Origin of the sequence: Gilliamella sp. B14448G11 (assembly GCF_016101765.1) — a bacterium.
Lineage (GTDB): Bacteria > Pseudomonadota > Gammaproteobacteria > Enterobacterales > Orbaceae > Gilliamella > Gilliamella apicola_N.
The window spans coordinates 21,556-41,259 of sequence record NZ_JACFPX010000006.1; the positions used below are offsets into that span (position 1 = coordinate 21,556).

14 protein-coding genes are annotated in these 19,704 nt (G+C 35.5%); 2 read left to right on the forward strand and 12 right to left on the reverse strand.

All coding sequences use genetic code 11. The annotated features are described in order from the left end of the window. Window positions 1-24: 24 nt before the first annotated feature. Both topA and matP read right to left on the reverse strand, forming a co-directional pair. Window positions 25-2,625 carry a type I DNA topoisomerase gene (gene topA / locus H3S88_RS05990; protein WP_198228257.1) on the reverse strand — a complete coding sequence of 867 codons (2,601 nt, stop codon included), beginning with the start codon at window positions 2,623-2,625 and terminating at the stop codon, window positions 25-27. 28 nt (window positions 2,626-2,653) lie between these two features. Further along, entirely contained in the window at window positions 2,654-3,118 is a 465-nt protein-coding gene (gene matP / locus H3S88_RS05995; protein ID WP_198228256.1) for a macrodomain Ter protein MatP, read from the reverse strand. A gap of 148 nt (window positions 3,119-3,266) precedes the next feature. Between matP and H3S88_RS06000 the strand changes: the two genes are divergently transcribed. After that, window positions 3,267-4,958 carry an amidohydrolase gene (locus tag H3S88_RS06000; protein WP_198228255.1) on the forward strand — a complete coding sequence of 564 codons (1,692 nt, stop codon included), beginning with the start codon at window positions 3,267-3,269 and terminating at the stop codon, window positions 4,956-4,958. Between the two features lie 48 nt (window positions 4,959-5,006). Here H3S88_RS06000 and H3S88_RS06005 read toward each other — a convergent pair whose 3' ends face one another. Both H3S88_RS06005 and H3S88_RS06010 read right to left on the reverse strand, forming a co-directional pair. After that, window positions 5,007-6,398 carry a PTS fructose transporter subunit IIC gene (locus H3S88_RS06005; protein WP_144091228.1) on the reverse strand — a complete coding sequence of 464 codons (1,392 nt, stop codon included), beginning with the start codon at window positions 6,396-6,398 and terminating at the stop codon, window positions 5,007-5,009. Then, the gene (locus H3S88_RS06010) at window positions 6,391-6,825 is read right to left on the reverse strand and encodes a PTS sugar transporter subunit IIA (RefSeq protein WP_086326353.1); all 435 of its coding nucleotides are present in this window, start codon (window positions 6,823-6,825) and stop codon (window positions 6,391-6,393) included. The genes H3S88_RS06005 and H3S88_RS06010 overlap by 8 nt, the downstream gene beginning before the upstream one ends. Before the next feature lie 361 nt (window positions 6,826-7,186). On the opposite strand from H3S88_RS06010, the gene H3S88_RS06015 reads away from it, so the two are divergent. Further along, a complete protein-coding gene (locus tag H3S88_RS06015) occupies window positions 7,187-8,569 on the forward strand; it encodes an APC family permease (protein WP_198228254.1) in 1,383 nt (460 codons plus the stop codon). Window positions 8,570-8,692: 123 nt separating this feature from the next. On the opposite strand, the gene H3S88_RS06020 is transcribed toward H3S88_RS06015, so the two are convergent. The 8 genes from H3S88_RS06020 to H3S88_RS06055 all read right to left on the reverse strand — a co-directional run bounded on the left by H3S88_RS06020 (window position 8,693) and on the right by H3S88_RS06055 (window position 19,542). Next, entirely contained in the window at window positions 8,693-8,956 is a 264-nt protein-coding gene (locus tag H3S88_RS06020) for an HPr family phosphocarrier protein (protein ID WP_039126254.1), read from the reverse strand. A gap of 136 nt (window positions 8,957-9,092) precedes the next feature. After that, on the reverse strand, window positions 9,093-10,031 hold the full coding sequence (locus H3S88_RS06025; RefSeq protein ID WP_198228253.1) for a phosphatidate cytidylyltransferase: 939 nt from the start codon (window positions 10,029-10,031) through the stop codon (window positions 9,093-9,095). Window positions 10,032-10,089: 58 nt separating this feature from the next. Further along, window positions 10,090-10,566, reverse strand: a complete 477-nt coding sequence (locus H3S88_RS06030; protein WP_198228252.1) for a hypothetical protein — start codon at window positions 10,564-10,566, stop codon at window positions 10,090-10,092. Then, complete coding sequence (locus tag H3S88_RS06035) at window positions 10,550-11,887, reverse strand: phosphatase PAP2/dual specificity phosphatase family protein (RefSeq protein ID WP_081301772.1); 1,338 nt, start codon at window positions 11,885-11,887, stop codon at window positions 10,550-10,552. The genes H3S88_RS06030 and H3S88_RS06035 overlap by 17 nt, the downstream gene beginning before the upstream one ends. A 12-nt stretch (window positions 11,888-11,899) precedes the next feature. Further along, window positions 11,900-13,654, reverse strand: coding sequence for a bifunctional alpha/beta hydrolase/class I SAM-dependent methyltransferase (locus H3S88_RS06040; RefSeq protein ID WP_198228251.1), 1,755 nt, complete (start codon window positions 13,652-13,654; stop codon window positions 11,900-11,902). Between the two features lie 14 nt (window positions 13,655-13,668). Then, complete coding sequence (locus tag H3S88_RS06045) at window positions 13,669-14,277, reverse strand: CDP-alcohol phosphatidyltransferase family protein (RefSeq protein WP_198228250.1); 609 nt, start codon at window positions 14,275-14,277, stop codon at window positions 13,669-13,671. A gap of 73 nt (window positions 14,278-14,350) precedes the next feature. After that, entirely contained in the window at window positions 14,351-18,628 is a 4,278-nt protein-coding gene (locus H3S88_RS06050; protein ID WP_198228248.1) for an acyl-CoA dehydratase activase-related protein, read from the reverse strand. A gap of 194 nt (window positions 18,629-18,822) precedes the next feature. Continuing rightward, complete coding sequence (locus H3S88_RS06055; protein WP_198228246.1) at window positions 18,823-19,542, reverse strand: epoxyqueuosine reductase QueH; 720 nt, start codon at window positions 19,540-19,542, stop codon at window positions 18,823-18,825. Window positions 19,543-19,704: the final 162 nt, after the last annotated feature.

Below are 19,704 nucleotides of genomic sequence, written 5' to 3' on the forward strand. Positions count from 1 at the left end.
TGACAAAGTTTCAGGTGTTCTTACCTACTTTTTACTATTTACCCATTTGCCGTCTATGTATTGCATTACCCAGCCAGTCGATTTTCCATTAACTTCGGAAGTGACATACTGTTGTTTGCTTTTACGACTAAAACGTACAATGGATGGATTTCCATCTGGATCTTTATTCGGTGCTTGAGTTAAATAAATAAATTTCTCTGGCAAACGATCTTTAAAGCGTTGTAGCTCTTCAATCAATGGTGCACGTGTTTCTCTTGATTTTGGAAAGTTATGCGCAGCCAAGAAGATACCTGAAGCACCATCACGTAAAACAAAATGAGCATCAGATTTACTACACGGTAATTCTGGTAAATCAACAGGATCTTCTTTTGGTGGTGCAACATCACCATTTTTTAAGATTTTACGTGTATTTTTACAATCTTGATTAGTACATCCCATATATAAACCAAAACGCCCTGATTTTAAGTGCATTTCTGATCCACATTTTTCACATTCAATAATTGGGCCTTCGTAGCTTTTAACCTTAAAGTTACCTTTTTCAACGATAGAACCATCACAAATTGGATTGTTACCGCAAATATGTAATTTGCGTTCGTTATCGAGTAAATAACTGTCCATTGCGGTATGACATTTTGGACAACGTTTAAGCGCTCTTAAAGCATCCGTCTCTGCTGTTTCGGCCTCTTCCAAAATATTTAATGTTTCGTGTTCTGGAATGAGATTAATGGTTTGCTTACAGCGTTCTTTAGGTGGTAATGCATAACCCGAACAAGCTAAAAACACCCCTGTTCCAGCAGTTTTAATGCCCATTTCACGTCCACAATTTGGACATTTAATTTCAGGTGTTAATACCAGTGGATTAAGTTGCATACCGCCTTTATCTGGTGCTTGTTCCGCCACTTCAAGATGAGCACTAAAATCGCTAAAGAATTGGTCAAGAACTTCTCGCCACTCTTGTTTTTTATGGGCGATTTCATCTAAAGCATGTTCCATACGTGCAGTAAAATCGTAACTCATTAAATCATTGAAGTTTTCGTTTAATCTATCTGTTACAATTTCACCAATTTTTTCAGCATAAAAGCGGCGATTATCCAAACGCACATAACCGCGATCTTGAATAGTTGAAATGATAGTTGCATAGGTTGATGGACGACCAATTTCTCGTTTTTCAAGCTCTTTAACCAATGACGCTTCGTTATACCGTGCAGGTGGTTTGGTAAAGTGTTGATTTGGATTTAAGCTGATTAACGATAATTCGTCGTTAACAGCAACTTTAGGTAATATTTTATCCTCATTGTTTTTCGAGAGTTGAGGTTGCACTTTAGTCCAACCATCAAAACGCAACGTACGTCCTTTAGCTTTTAAGGTAAAATCGCCTGATTTTACAGTGAGCGTTGTGGAGTTGTATTCAGCCGACGTCATTTGGCAGGCAACAAATTGTCGCCAAATTAATTGATATAATTTACATGCATCCGCTTCAACATCACTAATATTATCGGCAATAACGTTCACATCAGACGGACGAATGGCTTCGTGCGCCTCTTGGGAATTCTTTTTACTGCTGTAAACATTTGCTGATTTAGGTAAATACTTGTCACCAAAATTCTGACCAATGTAATCACGCACCATTGTTAATGCATCTTGACTTAAATTGGTTGAGTCAGTACGCATATAAGTAATGTAACCTGCTTCATACAGACGCTGGGCAAGCATCATGGTTTTTTTAACCCCAAAGCCTAAACGCGTGCTAGCAGCTTGTTGCAAAGTTGAAGTAATAAACGGTGCAGTTGGATTACTTTTCGTTGGTTTTTCTTCAATATTGATAACTTGATATTGATTTTTGTTTAACTCAGCTAAGGCAATATCAATAGCGACTTTATCTTTTGGCTCAAAGGCTTCATCTTTATACTGCACAACTTGCATCGTTAACAGATCACTATTGGCTGTATGCAAATCAGCAAACAGATCCCAGTACTCTTCTGGAATAAAGGCATGAATTTCACGTTCACGCTCAACCACTAATCGAACAGCAACGGATTGTACACGCCCCGCTGATAATCCTCTCGCCACTTTTTTCCAAAGTAAAGGTGATAGCATAAAGCCCACAACCCGATCCATAAATCGACGGGCTTGCTGAGCATTGACGCGATCCATATCTAACATAGCGGGTTCATTGAATGCGTTTTTAATCGCGGTCTTGGTGATTTCGTTAAATACCACACGACGATATTTACTATCTTCACCGCCTATTACATCTTTTAGATGCCACGCAATTGCTTCCCCCTCTCTATCCAAGTCGGTTGCGAGATAGATCATGTCAGCATCTTTAGCAAGTTTTTTTAGTTCAGCAACAACCCGTTCTTTACCAGGTAAAATTTCATAATGTGCTTTCCAGCCATTATAAGGATCGACACTCATTCGGTCGACTAAAACCTGTTTCTCTGAACGTTTAACTTTTTTCTCAGCTTTGTCTTTTGTGGTTTTTTCAGCACGTTGACTACTACCACTTACTGGAAGGTCACGAATATGTCCCACACTTGATTTAACCACGAAATCTTTGCCAAGATATTTATTAATCGTTTTTGCTTTGGCTGGTGATTCCACAATAACAAGGGATTTTCCCATAATTAAGCCTATTTATCCTGTAGTTGAGTTAGTTATTATCAAGCTTCGCATCAAGAAGTGACTGTAAATCATCCTTAATAGTCGATACTTTTGTTGCATATTGCTCTTTTTGCTCAGCGTCTTCAATAAGTTGTGTAATGGTTTGCGACAAAGTACAGCCTCGACGTTTTGCTAAATTAGCAAGCCGTTGCCAAACTAAAAATTCCAAATCTATGGATTTTTTTCTTGTATTTTGTTGTTCAGCATTGAAGTGACGTTTTCGTCTAGCCCGAATAGTTTGCTTCATTCGATTATCTAAATCGGGATTCAAATGCTCGTTGATCCAATTAACAACTCCTTTTGGATTATGTTCTAATAGTAATAATTCATTTACGGCATGTTGTGCAGCACTTTTTTCGATGTGACGAGTAATTAACTCACCCTCTAAATGCCTTTTTACAAGATAGTGCCATTTCCAACCACATTCAAGGTTTTCTAACTGTTGATATTTCATTGGCTCACCTTGTGACGCTGTAACTAAATGGGTAGTTTTAGCATAATCTTCTCACACAATAAAGAAAATTATTGCATTTGACAAATTTTTTATAAATCTGCTATCGTTCAGCTTTCATTTCGATCTTTATTTTGAGGAATCACTTATAATGGCTAAAGCTGATGTTATTTATGTTAATGGCTATATTTACACTGCTGACAAACAAGACACTGTTTGTGAAGCTATCGCCATTAAAAATGGCTATATTATTGCAACCGGTAGTACACAAGAAATAAATAACCAGAACTATGTTGATAACCAAACAACCATTTATGATCTAAAAGGCAAAACCATGATGCCTGGGATTATCGATTCACATTTACATACTTTTTGGGGAGGAATGCAACTATCCTCATGTAATTTAAATTATCAAAGTTTAACCATTGATGATACTTTAGCAATTATTCAACAATACTTAGATAAAGATTCTACAAATCACAACAACCATTGGCTGCAAGTTCGCGGGTGGTTAAGACAAGAAGTTCTTCCAGTAGGTACAGATATTACTCGTTTTGATCTTGATCGTCTTAACACTTCTCGCCCAGTAATTCTTTTTTCAAATGATTGCCATACCTTAGTTGCCAATAGCATTGCATTAGAAAAATTTGGCTTAGATAGGAATACACCAGAACCTACCGATGGCAAAATCGGCCGTACAGTTGATGGCGAATTAAATGGCATCTTAGAAGATGCCCCTGCCATGCGTGCCTTTGATAGTATATCTAAATTAACGGATGAGCAAGCTGTTAATGTTGCTAAATTATCACAAACCGAATTAAACAAACAAGGCGTTACTGCGGTTATGGATGCCCGTATCACTGAAACGCAAGCCGATGCTTTTTTACAATTACAAAAACAAGACCAATTAACTATTCGCTTATTTGGTGCTCGAGAACTTCCACCTGATGATGTTTCATCAATTGAAGATATCCCTAACGTAATCAATAAAGTGAAGCAATTTGCTGCCCGTTATGATGATAAAAATTGGCAACCAAAACCAGGTATCAAAGTATCACATGTTAAGTTATTCGTTGATGGGGTGATGCAACAGCCTTTGATGACCGCTCGTTTACTTAAACCTTATAATTTAACCGATGAAAAAGATCGTTACGGCGATCTCTATTATTCCATCGAAATGTTAGATGCTTTGATTTTAGAATCGTCCAAAGCGGGGTTCCACCCTCATATGCATACTGTTGGGGAAGGCGCAATTGAAGTCGTGCTTAATGCAATTGAGAAGATGCGAAAAGTATTACCCGATGCCGATATTCGTCCAAGTACAGCGCACAATGAGTTAAGCGCTGCACATCAATTTGCTAGATACAAAGAGTTAAATGCTGGTGTGGTCTTTTCATTCCAATGGGCAGGATGCAGCTCAGCCATGGTTGAACAATATCAAACTCTTTTTGGTGAAGATCGCTATCATGGTTTAGAAGCTCATGGACAGTATATCGATGCAGGCGTTCATTGTGCTTTTGGTAGTGATTGGCCGATTGATCCATTAAATGAATGGTATGATTTTCAAATTGCTATGACCAGACAAATCGATGCCGATCATCCACGATTAAATAGCGACCGTAATTTAACCGCTAAAGAGGTATTACGTTGTGCCACCATTGGTGCGGCTTATATATTGAAACAAGATGAATATATTGGTTCGATTGAAAAAGGTAAATTTGCAGATCTTATCATTTTAGATCGCAATCCGTTTACCATTGCCGCAACGGATATGCAAAATGTAAAAGTTTTGACAACGATTGTCGGTGGTAAAGTAGTCTATCAACAAGATAAATCATTATAAATGGATTGATAAACTGTTACACCGCCATAATTGACGGTGTAACTTATTTTATGATTCACTCTCAATGACTTGCTCCGTTTCTACTGGAGCTTTCTTAGTGAAGTGCAAGATCGCAGCGATAATCAATGCGCCAATAAACATATCAATAACATACCACATTGCGCCTTTTGTTACCCCACCTAAAGCAACAAGTCCTCCAAAAGCAACTAATGAGTCTATACCACTGATCATCCCCAACATCCCTGCAATAGCAGTACCCACAACTATAGCAATGATTACCCGTTTTGGATCTTTGGCTGCAAATGGAATGGCACCTTCAGTAATACCGGCTAATGATAAGAAAAATGCCGTAATACCAAACTCTTTTTCTTCTTTACTGTATTTGGATCGTGAAACAATTAATGAAGAAATAGCCAGTCCTAAAGGTGGGATCGCACAGCACATACGGAAAACCCCATTAGGCCCATAAACACCCTCAGCCATTGCGGCTAAAGTAAACGCTGTTGCAGCTTTACTGCATGGCCCCCCCATATCTAAAGCAGCCAATATCCCAATACCAATCCCTAAAAATGCCGCATTGACTTGTGACATCCCTTTTAAGGTTGCAACCATGGCTTTTACAAACCAATCCAGTGGGTAAGATAAGCCATAAATATAGATTGGCGCCATTACCAATAGTGTTACCGTTGGAATAATCATAACAGGCATTACTGACGCAATAACGGGATGCACTTTGATTGTTTTAAACCATTTAACAAAATAACCAATTAAAATCCCAAAAATCATGGCTCCGATAAATCCAGTACTAACATTATTGACACCAATTGGATTATTAACGACATACCCCATAATGAATGCTGGAGCAAGAGCCGCGTTACCACCAATTGAATAGGCCATATATGCAGCTAAAACCGGTACCATCATTGCAAATCCATAGAATGCAACTTGTTGAAGGTCAGCAAAGAATTGATTGCTTGGTAAAATGGTATTGTTAGTAACATCACCCGTCATTAACACAATTGAAAAGAGAATCCCTGATGCAATAATGACTGGTAAAAATTTGCTAATTCCCGTATTTAAAGCTCTAAAAATTTCTGTACCAATATTATCTTTGACAATTTTTGTCGACATTTGCTCTGCATTATTGAAAATGTTGGCAGTATTTTTAACGGCTTCACCCGTACTGACTTTGATAATATTTTTAAAAGGCTCAAGTCGCTCGGCATTTTCGATTGATATATCCGTTGCCAATATAATGACATCAGCACTTTTAAGATCATGTTCAGTTAAAACATTTTCAACACCTGCTGCACCTTGTGTTTCAACCTTGCAATCCCAACCGCGTTTTTTAGCTTCATTTGTTATTTTTTGTCTTGCAATATAGGTATGCGCCATACCTGCGGTACAGGCGCAAATGGCTACAATTTTCTTATTATTCATAAATACCTCTCACCCTATGAGCAATGGTTTGAATATCACTATTTAACAATTCAGCAATAAAATCATCATCAGCAAGGCTAGCTGCTAATTTAGCGATAATGGCTAAATGTTCTTTATTGGCATGTTCTTGAGCTCCAATCATTACAATTAATTTAACTTTATTATTATTGTTCCAAACAATACCATCACTATATTTGCCAACTGCAATAAATGGGGTACTTACGCCACCACTTTTAGCATGAGGTAATGCAATATCGGGTAACACATCCGTTTCCATTTCTTGTTCATGTGCCATAACATCCTCAACAAATTTTTCAACATCAGTTAAATAATTTTGACTTTTTTGAGCCATTAATTGAATGATTGATGATTTTTGTTTTATTACATCATTAGTTAATTCAACAGGTACAACGGGAATTGAGGTCATAAATATATCCTTCTATTGATAAGTATTTACAGATTAAATTATCTGCAATTTATAATAAATATAACGTGTTTTCCTTATACTGACATCTCCTGAAACAAAGAAATAATTAGATATAGATCACAAAATCTGTATCTCTTAAATTGACTTTATCAAAGTGTGATTTTTGTTGATATGACGAAAAATAATTCCCTATAAAATAGCAAGCTCAAAAATTACACACTTGTATGTTAATAAGCTAAAAATTAGCTTGCATAATTATAATAATGTGGGAGAATTCCCTGCCGCTTTCAGCGGGTAAAAAAGGCAAAACTATACTTAGTAGTTTTTTATTGTTTTTTGGGACAGAGGAGCAAAATTAGTCATGTCCGCAATAAAAATGAAACGAGTTTTAACCACACCTGCATTAATTGCATTTGGTTTAGCTTATATGGTTCCTTTAGGGATCTTTACCACTTATGGGGAAGTTACCGTTGCCAGTAATGGACACTTACCTATAGCCTATGTTATCACTCTAGCAATGATCTTTTTTACAGCATTAAGTTATTGTCGTATGGCAAATAAACTACCTATTGCTGGTTCTGCCTATTCGTATGTACAACATACATTTGGTGGAAGAATTGGTTTTTTAGTGGGATGGGCGCAAATTCTTGATTATCTATTTTTACCAATATTAAATTATTTGGTTTTGGGCATCTATCTTAATGAAGCTTTCCCAAGCATACCTGCTTATGTATTTGTGCTTGGTTCATTATGTAGTGTCAGCTTGTTAAATTACTTAGGGATTAAATTAATTAATTCAGTGAACTTTACTTTGATTATTATTCAAATGTTTTTTATTGGATTATTTATTTTCTTAACTTTAACCAATGTAAGTTTAACACCAGAAGCAATGATAAAACCTTTGGCTGTTAATGCAGGTGATTTTAGCGGATTAATGTCTGGCGCAGCAATATTATGTCTTGCCTTTTTGGGTTTTGATGCTATCGCGACACTGGCAGAAGAATCAAATGATGCACAAAAATCATTACCAAGAGCCATTATATGGACGGTTCTTATTGCGGGAAGTATATTTTTAGTTGTTTCGTATAGTGCTCATTTAGCCTATCCTAACTGGACAGATTTTGCTTCTAATAAAGATATCGCTAGCTTGGATGTAATGCGTAAAGTAGATTCTATAAGTAATTTAAAAGAGATACTTGGTAAGTATGGAAATGATTTTATGTATAACTTTTTCCAATCTGCTTACCTAACCGGTGTTTTTGCATCAGCAATGACAGCACAAACCAGTGTATCAAGAATATTTTATGCGATGGGTCGCGAGGGTGTATTGCCTAAACAGATTTTCTTTAAAATCCACCCTCGTTTTAGAACACCTTATTTATCAATATTATTTGTGGCTTGTTTTTCATTGTTATCATTGGTATTAGATCTTAGTTTGGTTGTTTCAATGATTAGCTTTGGTGCTTTAGTTGCTTTCACATTTGTTAATTTATGTGTCATTAAAAGTTATCTATGGGATATCAAAACGAAAACAGCAAAAGTGTTATTTAAATATGGTGTATTACCAGCAATTGGTGTTTTACTTTCGTTATGGCTATGGACCAGCCTTGATGAGACTGCGATGATTGTTGGCTTAGTTTGGTTAGCGATTGGATTTTGTTATTTAGTCTATTTGACCAAAGGTTTTACTAAGTTATTGCCATCGATTGATCATCATGAATTGAATTCAATCATTAAAGATTAAAGTAATCTTTTAAAATAGGTCTACTTGAAAGTATTTAGTTACTGCCCTTTTAAAACAATTCCGTCGACTTACGTCGACGGAATAATAATTTTTTGATGTTAATTGAATTAATTTATCAATTAATTACTCACCAAAACCTGTAGCAAATAATTCACGGATTTCATCCATTGCAGCTTGTTCGTCTTCACCATCACAAATGATTTCAACAGTAGAGCCACCTTTAACGCCAGCGCCTAATAAACCCATCATACTTTTCATTTTAATCGCTTTGTCATTGTAAACGAGTTCGATTGTTGATTTATAACGACCTGCTAGTTTTACAAGTGTTGTTACTGGGCGGGCGTGTAATCCAGTTGAATTTTTTACTACCATTTGTTCTTTTAACATATTATTGTCCTTCTATATATCTTAAGTTAATACATTTCAGTATTTATATCATAAATTGAATTTTTTTGCTCTTTTTTATATGCAAATTTTTTTGCAATTTATATTATCTTTCTGCTTTTCTTAATCGGATTTATAATCATACCCAATAATATCGCACAACATGAAAAAATATAGGTGCCGCAAAACAGATAGAATCTAAACGATCCAGCACACCACCATGACCGCTAATAAGCTTCCCCCAATCCTTTACACCTCTATCGCGTTTAATTGCCGACATAACCAATCCACCTAAAAATCCAAGCAAGGTAATCATGAGTGAAATTAAACCAGCTTGAATAAAGCTAAAAGGCGTTACCCACCATAAACATGCACCTATCAAACTAGCCGAAAAAATACCGCCAATAAAGCCCTCAACAGTCTTGGATGGTGATAAATTAGGGCTAATCGAATGTTTACCAAATAGCTTACCAAATACATACTGTAAGACATCTGATAGTTCAACAACAAATACAAGAAAAGCAATCAACAATAAATTGCGGTCTTGATAGTGATCGATGGGTAAAATAATCAATGCAGGTATGAAAGATATGCTGTAGACGGTAATCATCAATCCCCATTGCACTTCAGCTATTCTTGCTAAGAAATTATGAGCCGATCCAGTAATTGCCGCCAAAATAGCTAAAAATAGAAACCCATAAATAGGAATAAAGATACAAAATAACTCATACCACGACACGGCAACTAAGATATATTGCAATGGTAACACAATGAAATAAGCAAAAAGTAAAGGCCAATAATCATAACGGGTTATGGGCGTTAATGTTAGAAACTCACGCAGAGCTATACCTGATGCAATAAAAAAGAGAATAATTACGGTAAATTTTCCCAAAAAAATTGCGATGGCAAAAATAGCAACCATCACCCACCAAGCATTAATGCGTTTGTTTAAATTATCAATAACACTATTTGGGCTTTTCATACGTCGTTTCAACAACCAACCAATCGTAGACGCTACAATCAACAATACACCTATACCAACAAACAATAATAAACCATCGCGTTGATAACTAGACATGTTTTCCTCCATATTGTTTGTTATTATATGTGTGATAATTTTTAATTTAATCAGAAAGTTAATTCGAAATACCCAAAATAACTGTCACTATTGCTAAAATTAGCTGCATACTAATTAGGAAAATCTGTTTTTTGAATAATTTCAATGTCCCTTTTTGACGATCTTCGATTGAGCGCAATGGTTGTTGTTTCGATTTTTTTAAATTCAATTGCAATAAGGCATTATCTAATTCATCTAAAACATCAGGAAACTGATCGTATTTGGTGGCTAGATAATCAAATAGTTTTTTATCAAAGGCTATACGTAGTGCATAATATTGACTGATTAATCCAACCAAAAAGCTGACTAAACTGTAACTTGTCAATAAAACAGAATTTAAGACCCAACTAGCCATTAACCCAAAAAACAAGGCTATCAATGTCAGTAATCGCGAAAAAACCTCTAATTGATGACTTATAATAAGAAAATGATTAAATGTTACTAAAACTGTTTGATTGATATTTTCAGTTATTTTAGCTTTATTCGAATTTACCACTGCGGCTTCCTTTTTGAATCCTATTAAACCAATTGATTAACACGGCTTGTTGCTTGGAGGAAATAACGACCGAACTACGACCCGTTTTCACTTTGGTTATTGCTTCTTCGACATTAGTCGCTCTTTTGGTCAATAATAACCATGCGATTACGGCTGTTGCACTACGCGAATAACCTAATGCACAACAGACCAAGACAGAACCTTGCTTTTGAAATTGATCGATTTTTTCGGCTACTCGTTGACACTGCTCAATGGACAAAGGTGTCATATCAAGTACTGGAATCAAACTGTAATAACCATTAAATTGTCCAATTGGTAATTCTGCACAGAGATCAACAACTGAATTAATAGGTTTAATTTGCAAAGTGTTTTGCGAAGCAATCCGCCCTAAATAGACATTGTCCATAATAAAATCTGCTGGTTTGTTTTTTAAAGTCCATAAACGGGAATTAAGCCACATAATTGCAAAATAAGGTAAATATAAAATTGCTACCGCGAGCGTAAAATGTCCATTAGCTTGTTTTTGAAAACCTGTTGCTCCAAATACCAAGTAATTGGCTGATACTAATCCAAAAGCCCCCGCGACCCACAATAGCCAAAGTCCAACCCCACCAATATATATAGCTAAACTTAATGATAATAAAAATAGTAGGAAGTAAATGCCGCTCCAAGTATATTGCTTAGGGTATGATTTACTTTTTAAAGGAGCTATTCCATTTTCTGGCCATAACCAAATACAAAAACAACCTGCCCATAATCCTGTTGGAACATCAAAAAAATGATGTTGCCACGTTGTTAAAACAGATAAGGCAATTAATAAACACCAACCATGTAGAAGCAATTGAGTAAATTTTGATTTTAAATAACTCTTATAAAACTGCCACAAGATCACCAGTAAAGTAATGTGTAAGGAAGGAGCCTGATTGAAGGGTTTGTCAAAACCCATTAAAACATCAAACCATAAACCTAAAAAACCATCAAGATGGGGGCGTTCGAAACTAAATTTTAGAGGGAAAATCAAAAAACAAGTAATACAAATAATTTGCGCCGAAAAAAGCCTTAAACATAAAATTTTAAGTGATTGCTTCGAACTGGCCAATAAAATGGCTAAACCATACATGAAATCAATGGACCAATAAGGCACAATTGTCCAAGCCCATAATGGAGTTGAGGATTCCCAACTGAATACCAAACTCCCCACATCGGAACGGTTTGCAGTAAACCAGTTAGTTAAGTTATAACTGGTAAAAAAGAATATTGATAATCCAGCTAATAAAGCAAATTTATAATAGATTAACGCTCCAAATTTTAGTTTTTGCATATGGACCAACGACTATTTAATTCTTTGCGCCAGTGATACTGTAAAAATACCCCATTGATCGATACACATATCTATTTTTTTGAATCCAGCAGCAGCAACCAATTGATCCATTTCCAATTGAGTGCGTCTGCGCATAACCCACGGTTGCCCATCACGATGCGAGGTCAAAGCACGGGCTATAAACTCTAATTGAGGATGCCAAGGTTGATTGGTATAGATTAAATATCCCCCTTCAGGTATAACATCCGCTAAACCAGATAGAGATTCACGTAATAAAGCATTATCATCGAATAATTCATATAACCCTGAAACTACTGCTAATGTTGGTTGAGGTGTTAATTCAGCTAATTGTTGCCGATTAAATGCATCTCCTTTTTCAAAACGAACAAAGTTTGTTAAACCAAGTTCATCAATTAATTTTTGCCCATCACGAATATTAATATCACTATAATCTCGCAATAGTACCGAATCAGGTTTATGAGCTATTTGATTAACGGTTTCAAGAATATAACGACCATGTCCCGCCGCAATATCAACGATGTTAACAGCTTTATTTTGTTGTTGTAGTTGGTTAACCGCTTGTTTTAAGATCGCTTCAAGATGGATTTTGCGTTGACGAATGCCCCGCCAACCAATGGATTGTAAATAAATATAATCCAAAAACTGCCCGAGCTTAGAATTTCCTGTCGGTTCATTACGATAGATATAATCTAAGGTACTCCCTGAATCAAAACCAGTATCGAAACCGAGTTTAATACCATTTGAAACTCTACTTGCATATTTTAAAATGGCTTTAACAAACCGCCAATATAAAGGTTTAATCAAGCCTGTTGGCGGCATTACTAAAGTGTCTTTCTCTTGCCTTGTATAACCAACAAGATCAGCATTAACGAGTGATGGCACACTAGGAGTGTTTTCAAAACAGCCAATAATAAATCGTCTTGCCCTGTCGATAGCGATTTGGCGATCTTTTTCACCAAAAGTATCATGATAAAATTTTGGTAAAATATGAAATTCTTTTTGCTGGGTACCCAAATTTTCATAGAATCTTTTTTGTGGTTTACGTTTTACCACATAATCTGATCCCGAAACAAGTAATTGGGTCGGAACGGTAATGGCATTAGCATCTTTAACAATTCGGTCAGATACGGTATAAAGATCTAAAAGTAATCTAACTGATATTGGTCTAGTAATTAACGGATCTTGGGTAAATGAATTCGCTCGCTCAGCATCATGAGTTAATAAATTAGATTTAACGTAACTATTAACAAAAAAATTACCTTTTAAGTTGTATAGTAATTTCAATCCAGGTACAGCGAATGGTACATAAAGCTTGACATTAAATGCAGGAGACCCCAACACCAACGCACGAATATTAGGCACATAGTCGTGTACCCATGCAGAAGCAATCACTGCCCCAACACTTTGGGCAATAACGGCAATATCTTGATGTTTTAAATGGTATTCTTGCAAAATATGTTCAATAAAGCAGTTAGCATCTTTAATTAACGTTGCAAAATTAGGCGCATCACCTCGCTCACCTTCTGATTGACCATTACCTCTCGCATCCCAAGCAAAGATCTGATAATCGGGTAGATTCAATTCATCAGCAAGATGAGCAACACGACCTGAATGTTCATGACCGCGATGAAAAAGCACAATCGCTTTTGAAGAAAGTCCATCACTGCTATCAACTGCTGGCCAATAACGATAAAATAATTGACAGCCATCGTGACTTATAAAAGTTTTTTGTTGTTGATCACGCATATTATTTCCTTTTTTCATTTTTGTGTTTCTTGCAGACCTTTTCGAATCCGATTAATCACAGTGTATATTAGTAAAAAATTAACGATCCATAACAATGGATCAATCCAATCTAACGGTAATTGATAAATTCCAATGCCTAAACTAATTATCCCAAAGACAAAAGCACGATCACTTTTGCCCATAGGGCCATCATAGCGCCTTGACGCGCCAATCATCACACCTAAAACACCCGTATATTCCGTTAAAAAAGAGAGCAAAATAACCAATATAACTAAATAGTTACTAACATTATCGAGTTGTGTAAAAACCAATAATAACGCACTATCGGAAATAACATCTCCAATTTCATTTAAATAAGCTCCTAAATGCGTTTTTTGATTAAATTCACGTGCCAACATACCATCAATGGCATTAAGAGCCATACGAATCAACATCCAAATGGGAATGACGCAAAAAATCCATTGATAAGATGAAAGCAAACCGACAATAAAAGATACAAAAATTGATCCCAAGCAAGCTGAAACTGTCACTTGATTAGCCGTTATATTGGCATTGTAGAGCCTATTCACATACGGGCGCAGTAGTGATTGGAATTTGGGTTTTAATTGGTAAATTGATATCACAATCGATCCTAAAAAATTAACCTACAGTTTAGTTAATTTAATAAAGTAAAATAAACTAACCCTATAGTTTTTATTACACAATTCGTTGTAGCTGTGAATACTTTAATGAACTTACCATAAAGTGCAAACGGTTAAGCACATTTACTTCACCTGCGCCATCGTCAAAATCTAAATACAATAAATTGAGTTTAGGATTAAGATCACGCATACGCTTTTCAACACCTTTTGATACCACATGATTAGCAATACAACCAAATGGTTGCAAGCTAATAACATTGTTAATTCCATATTCAGCAAAAGTCATGATGCCAGCTGGTATCAACCATCCCTCACCAAATTGATTGGATAAATTAAGGATCTGCTTAGCTTTCTTAGAAATATCGCGAATATTATGGAACGGTTGATAATATTTGAAAGTCGATAAAATTTTATTAGTTTTATCGATATAACGTTGTGCTATTTTTTCAAAAAAATACATTAAATAAGAATGATAGGTTTTTGATACTAAATGATTATCCACATTACTATCATGGTTGACAAAACATTGTGCAAAAAATTCAATCATAGGTGGAATAACTGGCTCGATACCCTGATCTATTAACCATTCAACACTATGTTGATTACCAAAGTTGTTATACTTGACGTAGATTTCTCCAACAATACCGATTTGAGGACAATCTTTATTATTTATAACTTCAATTTGATTAAAATGTTTAACTGCATCGGCTAATAGCGCAAATATTGAGCGCGCCCCTTTCTTTTGATTAATCAGTTGTTGTAATTTTCGAGTATAGAGTTCTTTAAGTTGATTCGCTTGTTGTTTTACTTTTGCCCTTGGCGCTATGGCATAGTACATTTTGGATAGTGAATCAGCAAACAATATAGAAAAAAAGCTAATAGGTAATGTTTTGAGCCAATTAATTTTAAATCCAGGTTGTTCATCTTGACTCATATTACCCGTACTAAGTGAAATAATTGGAATATCATCAAAACCATTACTGATCATCGCTTTTTTAATTAATGATAAATAGCTACTTGCCCTGCACTGCCCACCTGTTTGCGTAATGCCTACTGCGACCTCTTCACGATTGTATTTTCCAGAACGTAATGCCTTAACAATATCACCCACAATAATGGTCGCAGGATAACAAATTTCGTTATTACAATATTTTAGTCCCCACTCAACTGAACTTTTATCTGGTTTAGGCAAAGTTTCGAGTTTATAACCCGATAAAGCAAAAATAGGCGGTAATAAAGGTGAATAAAAATCAGAAATGAACGGCGCTAAAATTGTTCGACGTTTCTTATCTTGTTTACTAAAAATAGCCGTTTTTTTACGCTCCACTTTTATTAATGGTTGCTGTTGATTCATGCGCATCGATTCAATAATAGAGCGTAATCGTAATCTGACCGATCCTGTCGCAGTGATTTCATCAACACGAATTACCGTGCAAGTTTTGCCTTTAGATTCTAATATTGCTTTACATTCGTCAGTAACAATTGCATCAGGACCACACCCGAATGAGTTAAGTTGAACAAATTGCACATTATTAGGTTGCTCAGCAACAAAAGAAGCTGCAGCATATAAACGATTTGGATAACTCCACTGTGAACAAATTTGCAATTCTGGAGATAATTGATTAATGGCACCTAATACCGAATCTTCAGTAATTACATCACAACCTAGTGCGTTTAAAATTTCAGGAGTTTTATGGTTAATTAAACTGTCACTATGATAAGGTCGTCCCCCTAAAATAAACACATAACGACCTGTTTGCTTAGCATTGTTCACTATTTCAATCGCTTTATTATAGAGCGATTTTTTATATTCTGACTGAGCGATCAACGCATGGGAAAAGGCATTTTCCGCCACTTTTTTCGTGATTCCTAGGGATGTTAAATAATTAATACAACCTTTTTTCAGTAATTGGATATCAGTAAAGTTGATAACCGGATAATCAAGGGGCACATTATATTTATTTTCGGGATTAATCGCACTGTGCACAACTTCAGCATAACTACTTACAATAGGGCAATTGTAATTATTAACCGAATTATCAAATTGAGCAGACTCAAACATAACCATTGGCATAAAGATACGATCTACTTTCTGCTCAATAAGTTCCATAATATGCCCATGCACTAATTTGGCAGGGAAGCAGATACTATCAGACATTACCGTACCCGCACCCTTTTCGTAAATAGCCTGAGTGGAATAAGGCGAAAGTATGACATTAATGCCACTTTGCGTTAATAATGTGTGCCAAAAAGGAAAATTCTCATACTGACCTAATACTCGTGGAATACCAATATTGATTTCAGCATTCGGATTAGGGGTGTTAGCACGTTCAAATAACAGTTCGTTTTTGTAATCGAGCATATTAAATGAACTGTTGTCTTTGTATTGATTATTACTTAAGAATCTTTCACATTTATTTCCTGAATAATAACGTTGCCCATTTGCAAAACGATAAATCATAATATCGCATTTATTTTCACACCCTTTACAACGTGAAGGTTTGGCTTTGTTATCTTCAGCTTTATGAAGCTGGTCTAACCCTATGAACTGGGATAAAACGGGCTTTTGTTGGTAATGATTTTTTGCAACTAATGCACTTCCATAGGCGCCCATTAATTCAGGAATATTAGAACTGGTAATTTGTGCTCCTGTTAATTGTTCTAATGCTCTAAATACCGCTGGGTTTTTAAAAGTCCCACCTTGTACCACGATATTATTACCTAACTTACGCATATCATGGAGTTTAAGCACTTTATGAATGGCATTTTTAATGACCGAAAAGGCCAGTCCGGCTGAAATGTCCCCCATGGTCGCATTTTCACGCAAAGCTTGTTTTACTTTAGAGTTCATAAAAACGGTGCAACGTGTCCCTAAATCACAGGGATTGGACGAATTGCAAGCCGCGTCAGCAAAATCGATCGTATTGGAATTAAGTGATTTAGCAAAAGTTTCAATAAAAGATCCACAACCTGATGAACATGCTTCATTAAGCTCAATATGATTGACAACTCCATTAGCGATAAAGATCGCTTTCATATCCTGTCCGCCAATATCCATAACAAAACTTACGTTTGGATCAATATGTTTAGCGGCAGCGAAATGCGCCATGGTTTCAACCAATCCATCATCAAATGCAAAAGCAGCTTTTAAAAGTTCTTCGCCATATCCTGTTACGCCAGTGCGAGCAATGACAATTTGTTTACCTGATGCAACAATTTCATCTTTTAATAGGGTTAACCCTTTAATTAAAGCACTAATAGAGTGACCATTATTAGGAGCATAATGAGTAAAAAGAAGCTCGTTATCTTCACTGATGAGTGTAATTTTAGTCGTTGTTGAACCACTATCAATGCCTAAAAAAGCGTATTCTTTTTGGTAATCGGCTAAATTTAAACGTGGAATTTGAATATATTTACGCTGTTTTTTCCAATCATTAAAAGATAATGATTCATTAAATAATGGTTTTAATCGAAAAGATTGATTAGCTATGATTTTAGTTGAGGAATTTAATCGATTAATAAAATCATCAAGTGAAAGCTCGGTTCGCTCAATAAGATGAATTGCAGCTCCCCATGCGGATAATAATGTCGGATGGTCAGTTTTAACGATTTGATCTTCTGCTAATTTTAATGTCTCTAAAGTCGCCTTGCCTAAGGTTGGAATAAAGGAAAACGGCCCACCAATTAACATAACTTTCGGCACAATATCATAGCCGCGCGCTAAAGTATTAACGAGCTGAATACAAACAGCATGTAAAACAGAATAGGCAATATTTTCTTTGGAAACATTGCGGCTGATTAGATTTTGAACATCGGTTTTGGCAAATACGCCACAGCGGGAAGCAATAGGAAAAATTTGGGTATGATTTTGAGCAAGTTGATCAAATTGTTGAATTGGAATATTAAGCAAAGTTGCCATCTGATCAATAAATGCCCCTGTACCCCCTGCACAACTGCCATTCATGCGAATATCAGGTGAACGATCAGGAAAGAAGAAAATCATTTTGCTATCTTCACCGCCAATATCGATTAAAGTTCGCACTTCCGGATATTTGCGCTGCACCACTTCAGAAGCGGCTACAACCTCTTGTATAAAAGCAATATCGGCTTTCTCTGAAATACCCATTCCAGCAGAACCCGTTACTTTTACCGATAAATGAATATCATTACCCAGCTTTTGTTTGATTTCATTCAGTAATTCAAGCACTGTTGTTACAATATGGGTATTATGACGTACATAATTGGTGTAAACAAAATTATCATGCTCATCAAGCACAACACATTTTGCAGTTGTAGAACCAACATCCAATCCTAATCTATACTTTTTTGTCATAATAAACTCACATATTGTAAAATCAAACAGCCGCGCTTCACTATAAATTTTATTTATAGTAACAATATTATAGCTAAATACTTTAACTATTTACTATGCTTGTTTAGTATTTTTATTCTGTAAAAATGTCAGTTTTGTCAAAAAGTTTCAGGTTAAGGCTACGTTTCAGTATAGTTATATCAGTTATTGAAAAATTAAGCTTGTTTTTCTAATCCTTGTTTAGCAATAGCTATCACATTTTTTAAATCGACACCTTGGGCTTTAGCTGCAAAAATACAACCACAATAGCACTGCCTGTATACATCATACTCTTTGCAAAGTTCTATTGAACGCTTATAACCATTATTTTTTTTAAAATCAGAAGGTAGATAATTAACTGAAAAAATTTCTTGAATTTCAAAACCAAGTTGATTAATTTTTTGACTGTTCTTTTTAGGACTGAGTGTTAACGCACTGGCAAAATAATCAAATCCCAATTCTTGAGCTTTGATTGCAGCTAAATCCAAACGCATTTTATAACAGAGATGGCAACGTTCACCGCCTTCCGGAGCATCACGCAGATGTTCAACTTGTTTAATAAATTCAGCGGGTTGATAAGGTGCTTCTAAAAACTGAACATTGTTGCCCGTCTTTTCATTAAAATCAGCAATAAATTTTTGCTGTACGACACTCCGGTATTCATACTCAACACGAGGATGAATATTTGAATTAGCAAAATAGATAGTAATATCTGCATACTGTGCCAAATACTCCAAAACATATGTGCTACAAGGGGCACAGCAGCTATGAATTAATAATTTAGGGCGAATAGTTCCAGATTGCCAATCGGCAATGACTTCTTTAAGTACCGAGTCATAATTGATTTTATTATGTGGGTTTAATTTTTCGAGAATATCTTTAGCATTAATTAACATAAGGACTCATTTATTATTTTGGTGATCAAAGTCTTTAAAGCTCGCTATAATATAGTTATATAAATCACCATTCAAGAAAAGTATGTGAATTTTTATACTGAAACATATGCTTCTCCTCAAACTTTTTGACAAATTTTTTTATATGGTTTAATTAATACTAAA

Coding starts and splice junctions, on each gene's coding strand:
- topA (WP_198228257.1), bottom strand. CDS start 2,625: ATGGGAAAATCCCTTGTTATTGTGGAATCACCAGCCAAAGCAAAAACG.
- H3S88_RS06010 (WP_086326353.1), bottom strand. CDS start 6,825: ATGACCTCAATTCCCGTTGTACCTGTTGAATTAACTAATGATGTAATA.
- H3S88_RS06050 (WP_198228248.1), bottom strand. CDS start 18,628: ATGACAAAAAAGTATAGATTAGGATTGGATGTTGGTTCTACAACTGCA.
- H3S88_RS06035 (WP_081301772.1), bottom strand. CDS start 11,887: ATGCAAAAACTAAAATTTGGAGCGTTAATCTATTATAAATTTGCTTTA.
- H3S88_RS06055 (WP_198228246.1), bottom strand. CDS start 19,542: ATGTTAATTAATGCTAAAGATATTCTCGAAAAATTAAACCCACATAAT.
- H3S88_RS06000 (WP_198228255.1), top strand. CDS start 3,267: ATGGCTAAAGCTGATGTTATTTATGTTAATGGCTATATTTACACTGCT.
- H3S88_RS06015 (WP_198228254.1), top strand. CDS start 7,187: ATGTCCGCAATAAAAATGAAACGAGTTTTAACCACACCTGCATTAATT.
- H3S88_RS06040 (WP_198228251.1), bottom strand. CDS start 13,654: ATGCGTGATCAACAACAAAAAACTTTTATAAGTCACGATGGCTGTCAA.
- matP (WP_198228256.1), bottom strand. CDS start 3,118: ATGAAATATCAACAGTTAGAAAACCTTGAATGTGGTTGGAAATGGCAC.
- H3S88_RS06005 (WP_144091228.1), bottom strand. CDS start 6,398: ATGAATAATAAGAAAATTGTAGCCATTTGCGCCTGTACCGCAGGTATG.
- H3S88_RS06020 (WP_039126254.1), bottom strand. CDS start 8,956: ATGTTAAAAGAACAAATGGTAGTAAAAAATTCAACTGGATTACACGCC.
- H3S88_RS06025 (WP_198228253.1), bottom strand. CDS start 10,031: ATGTCTAGTTATCAACGCGATGGTTTATTATTGTTTGTTGGTATAGGT.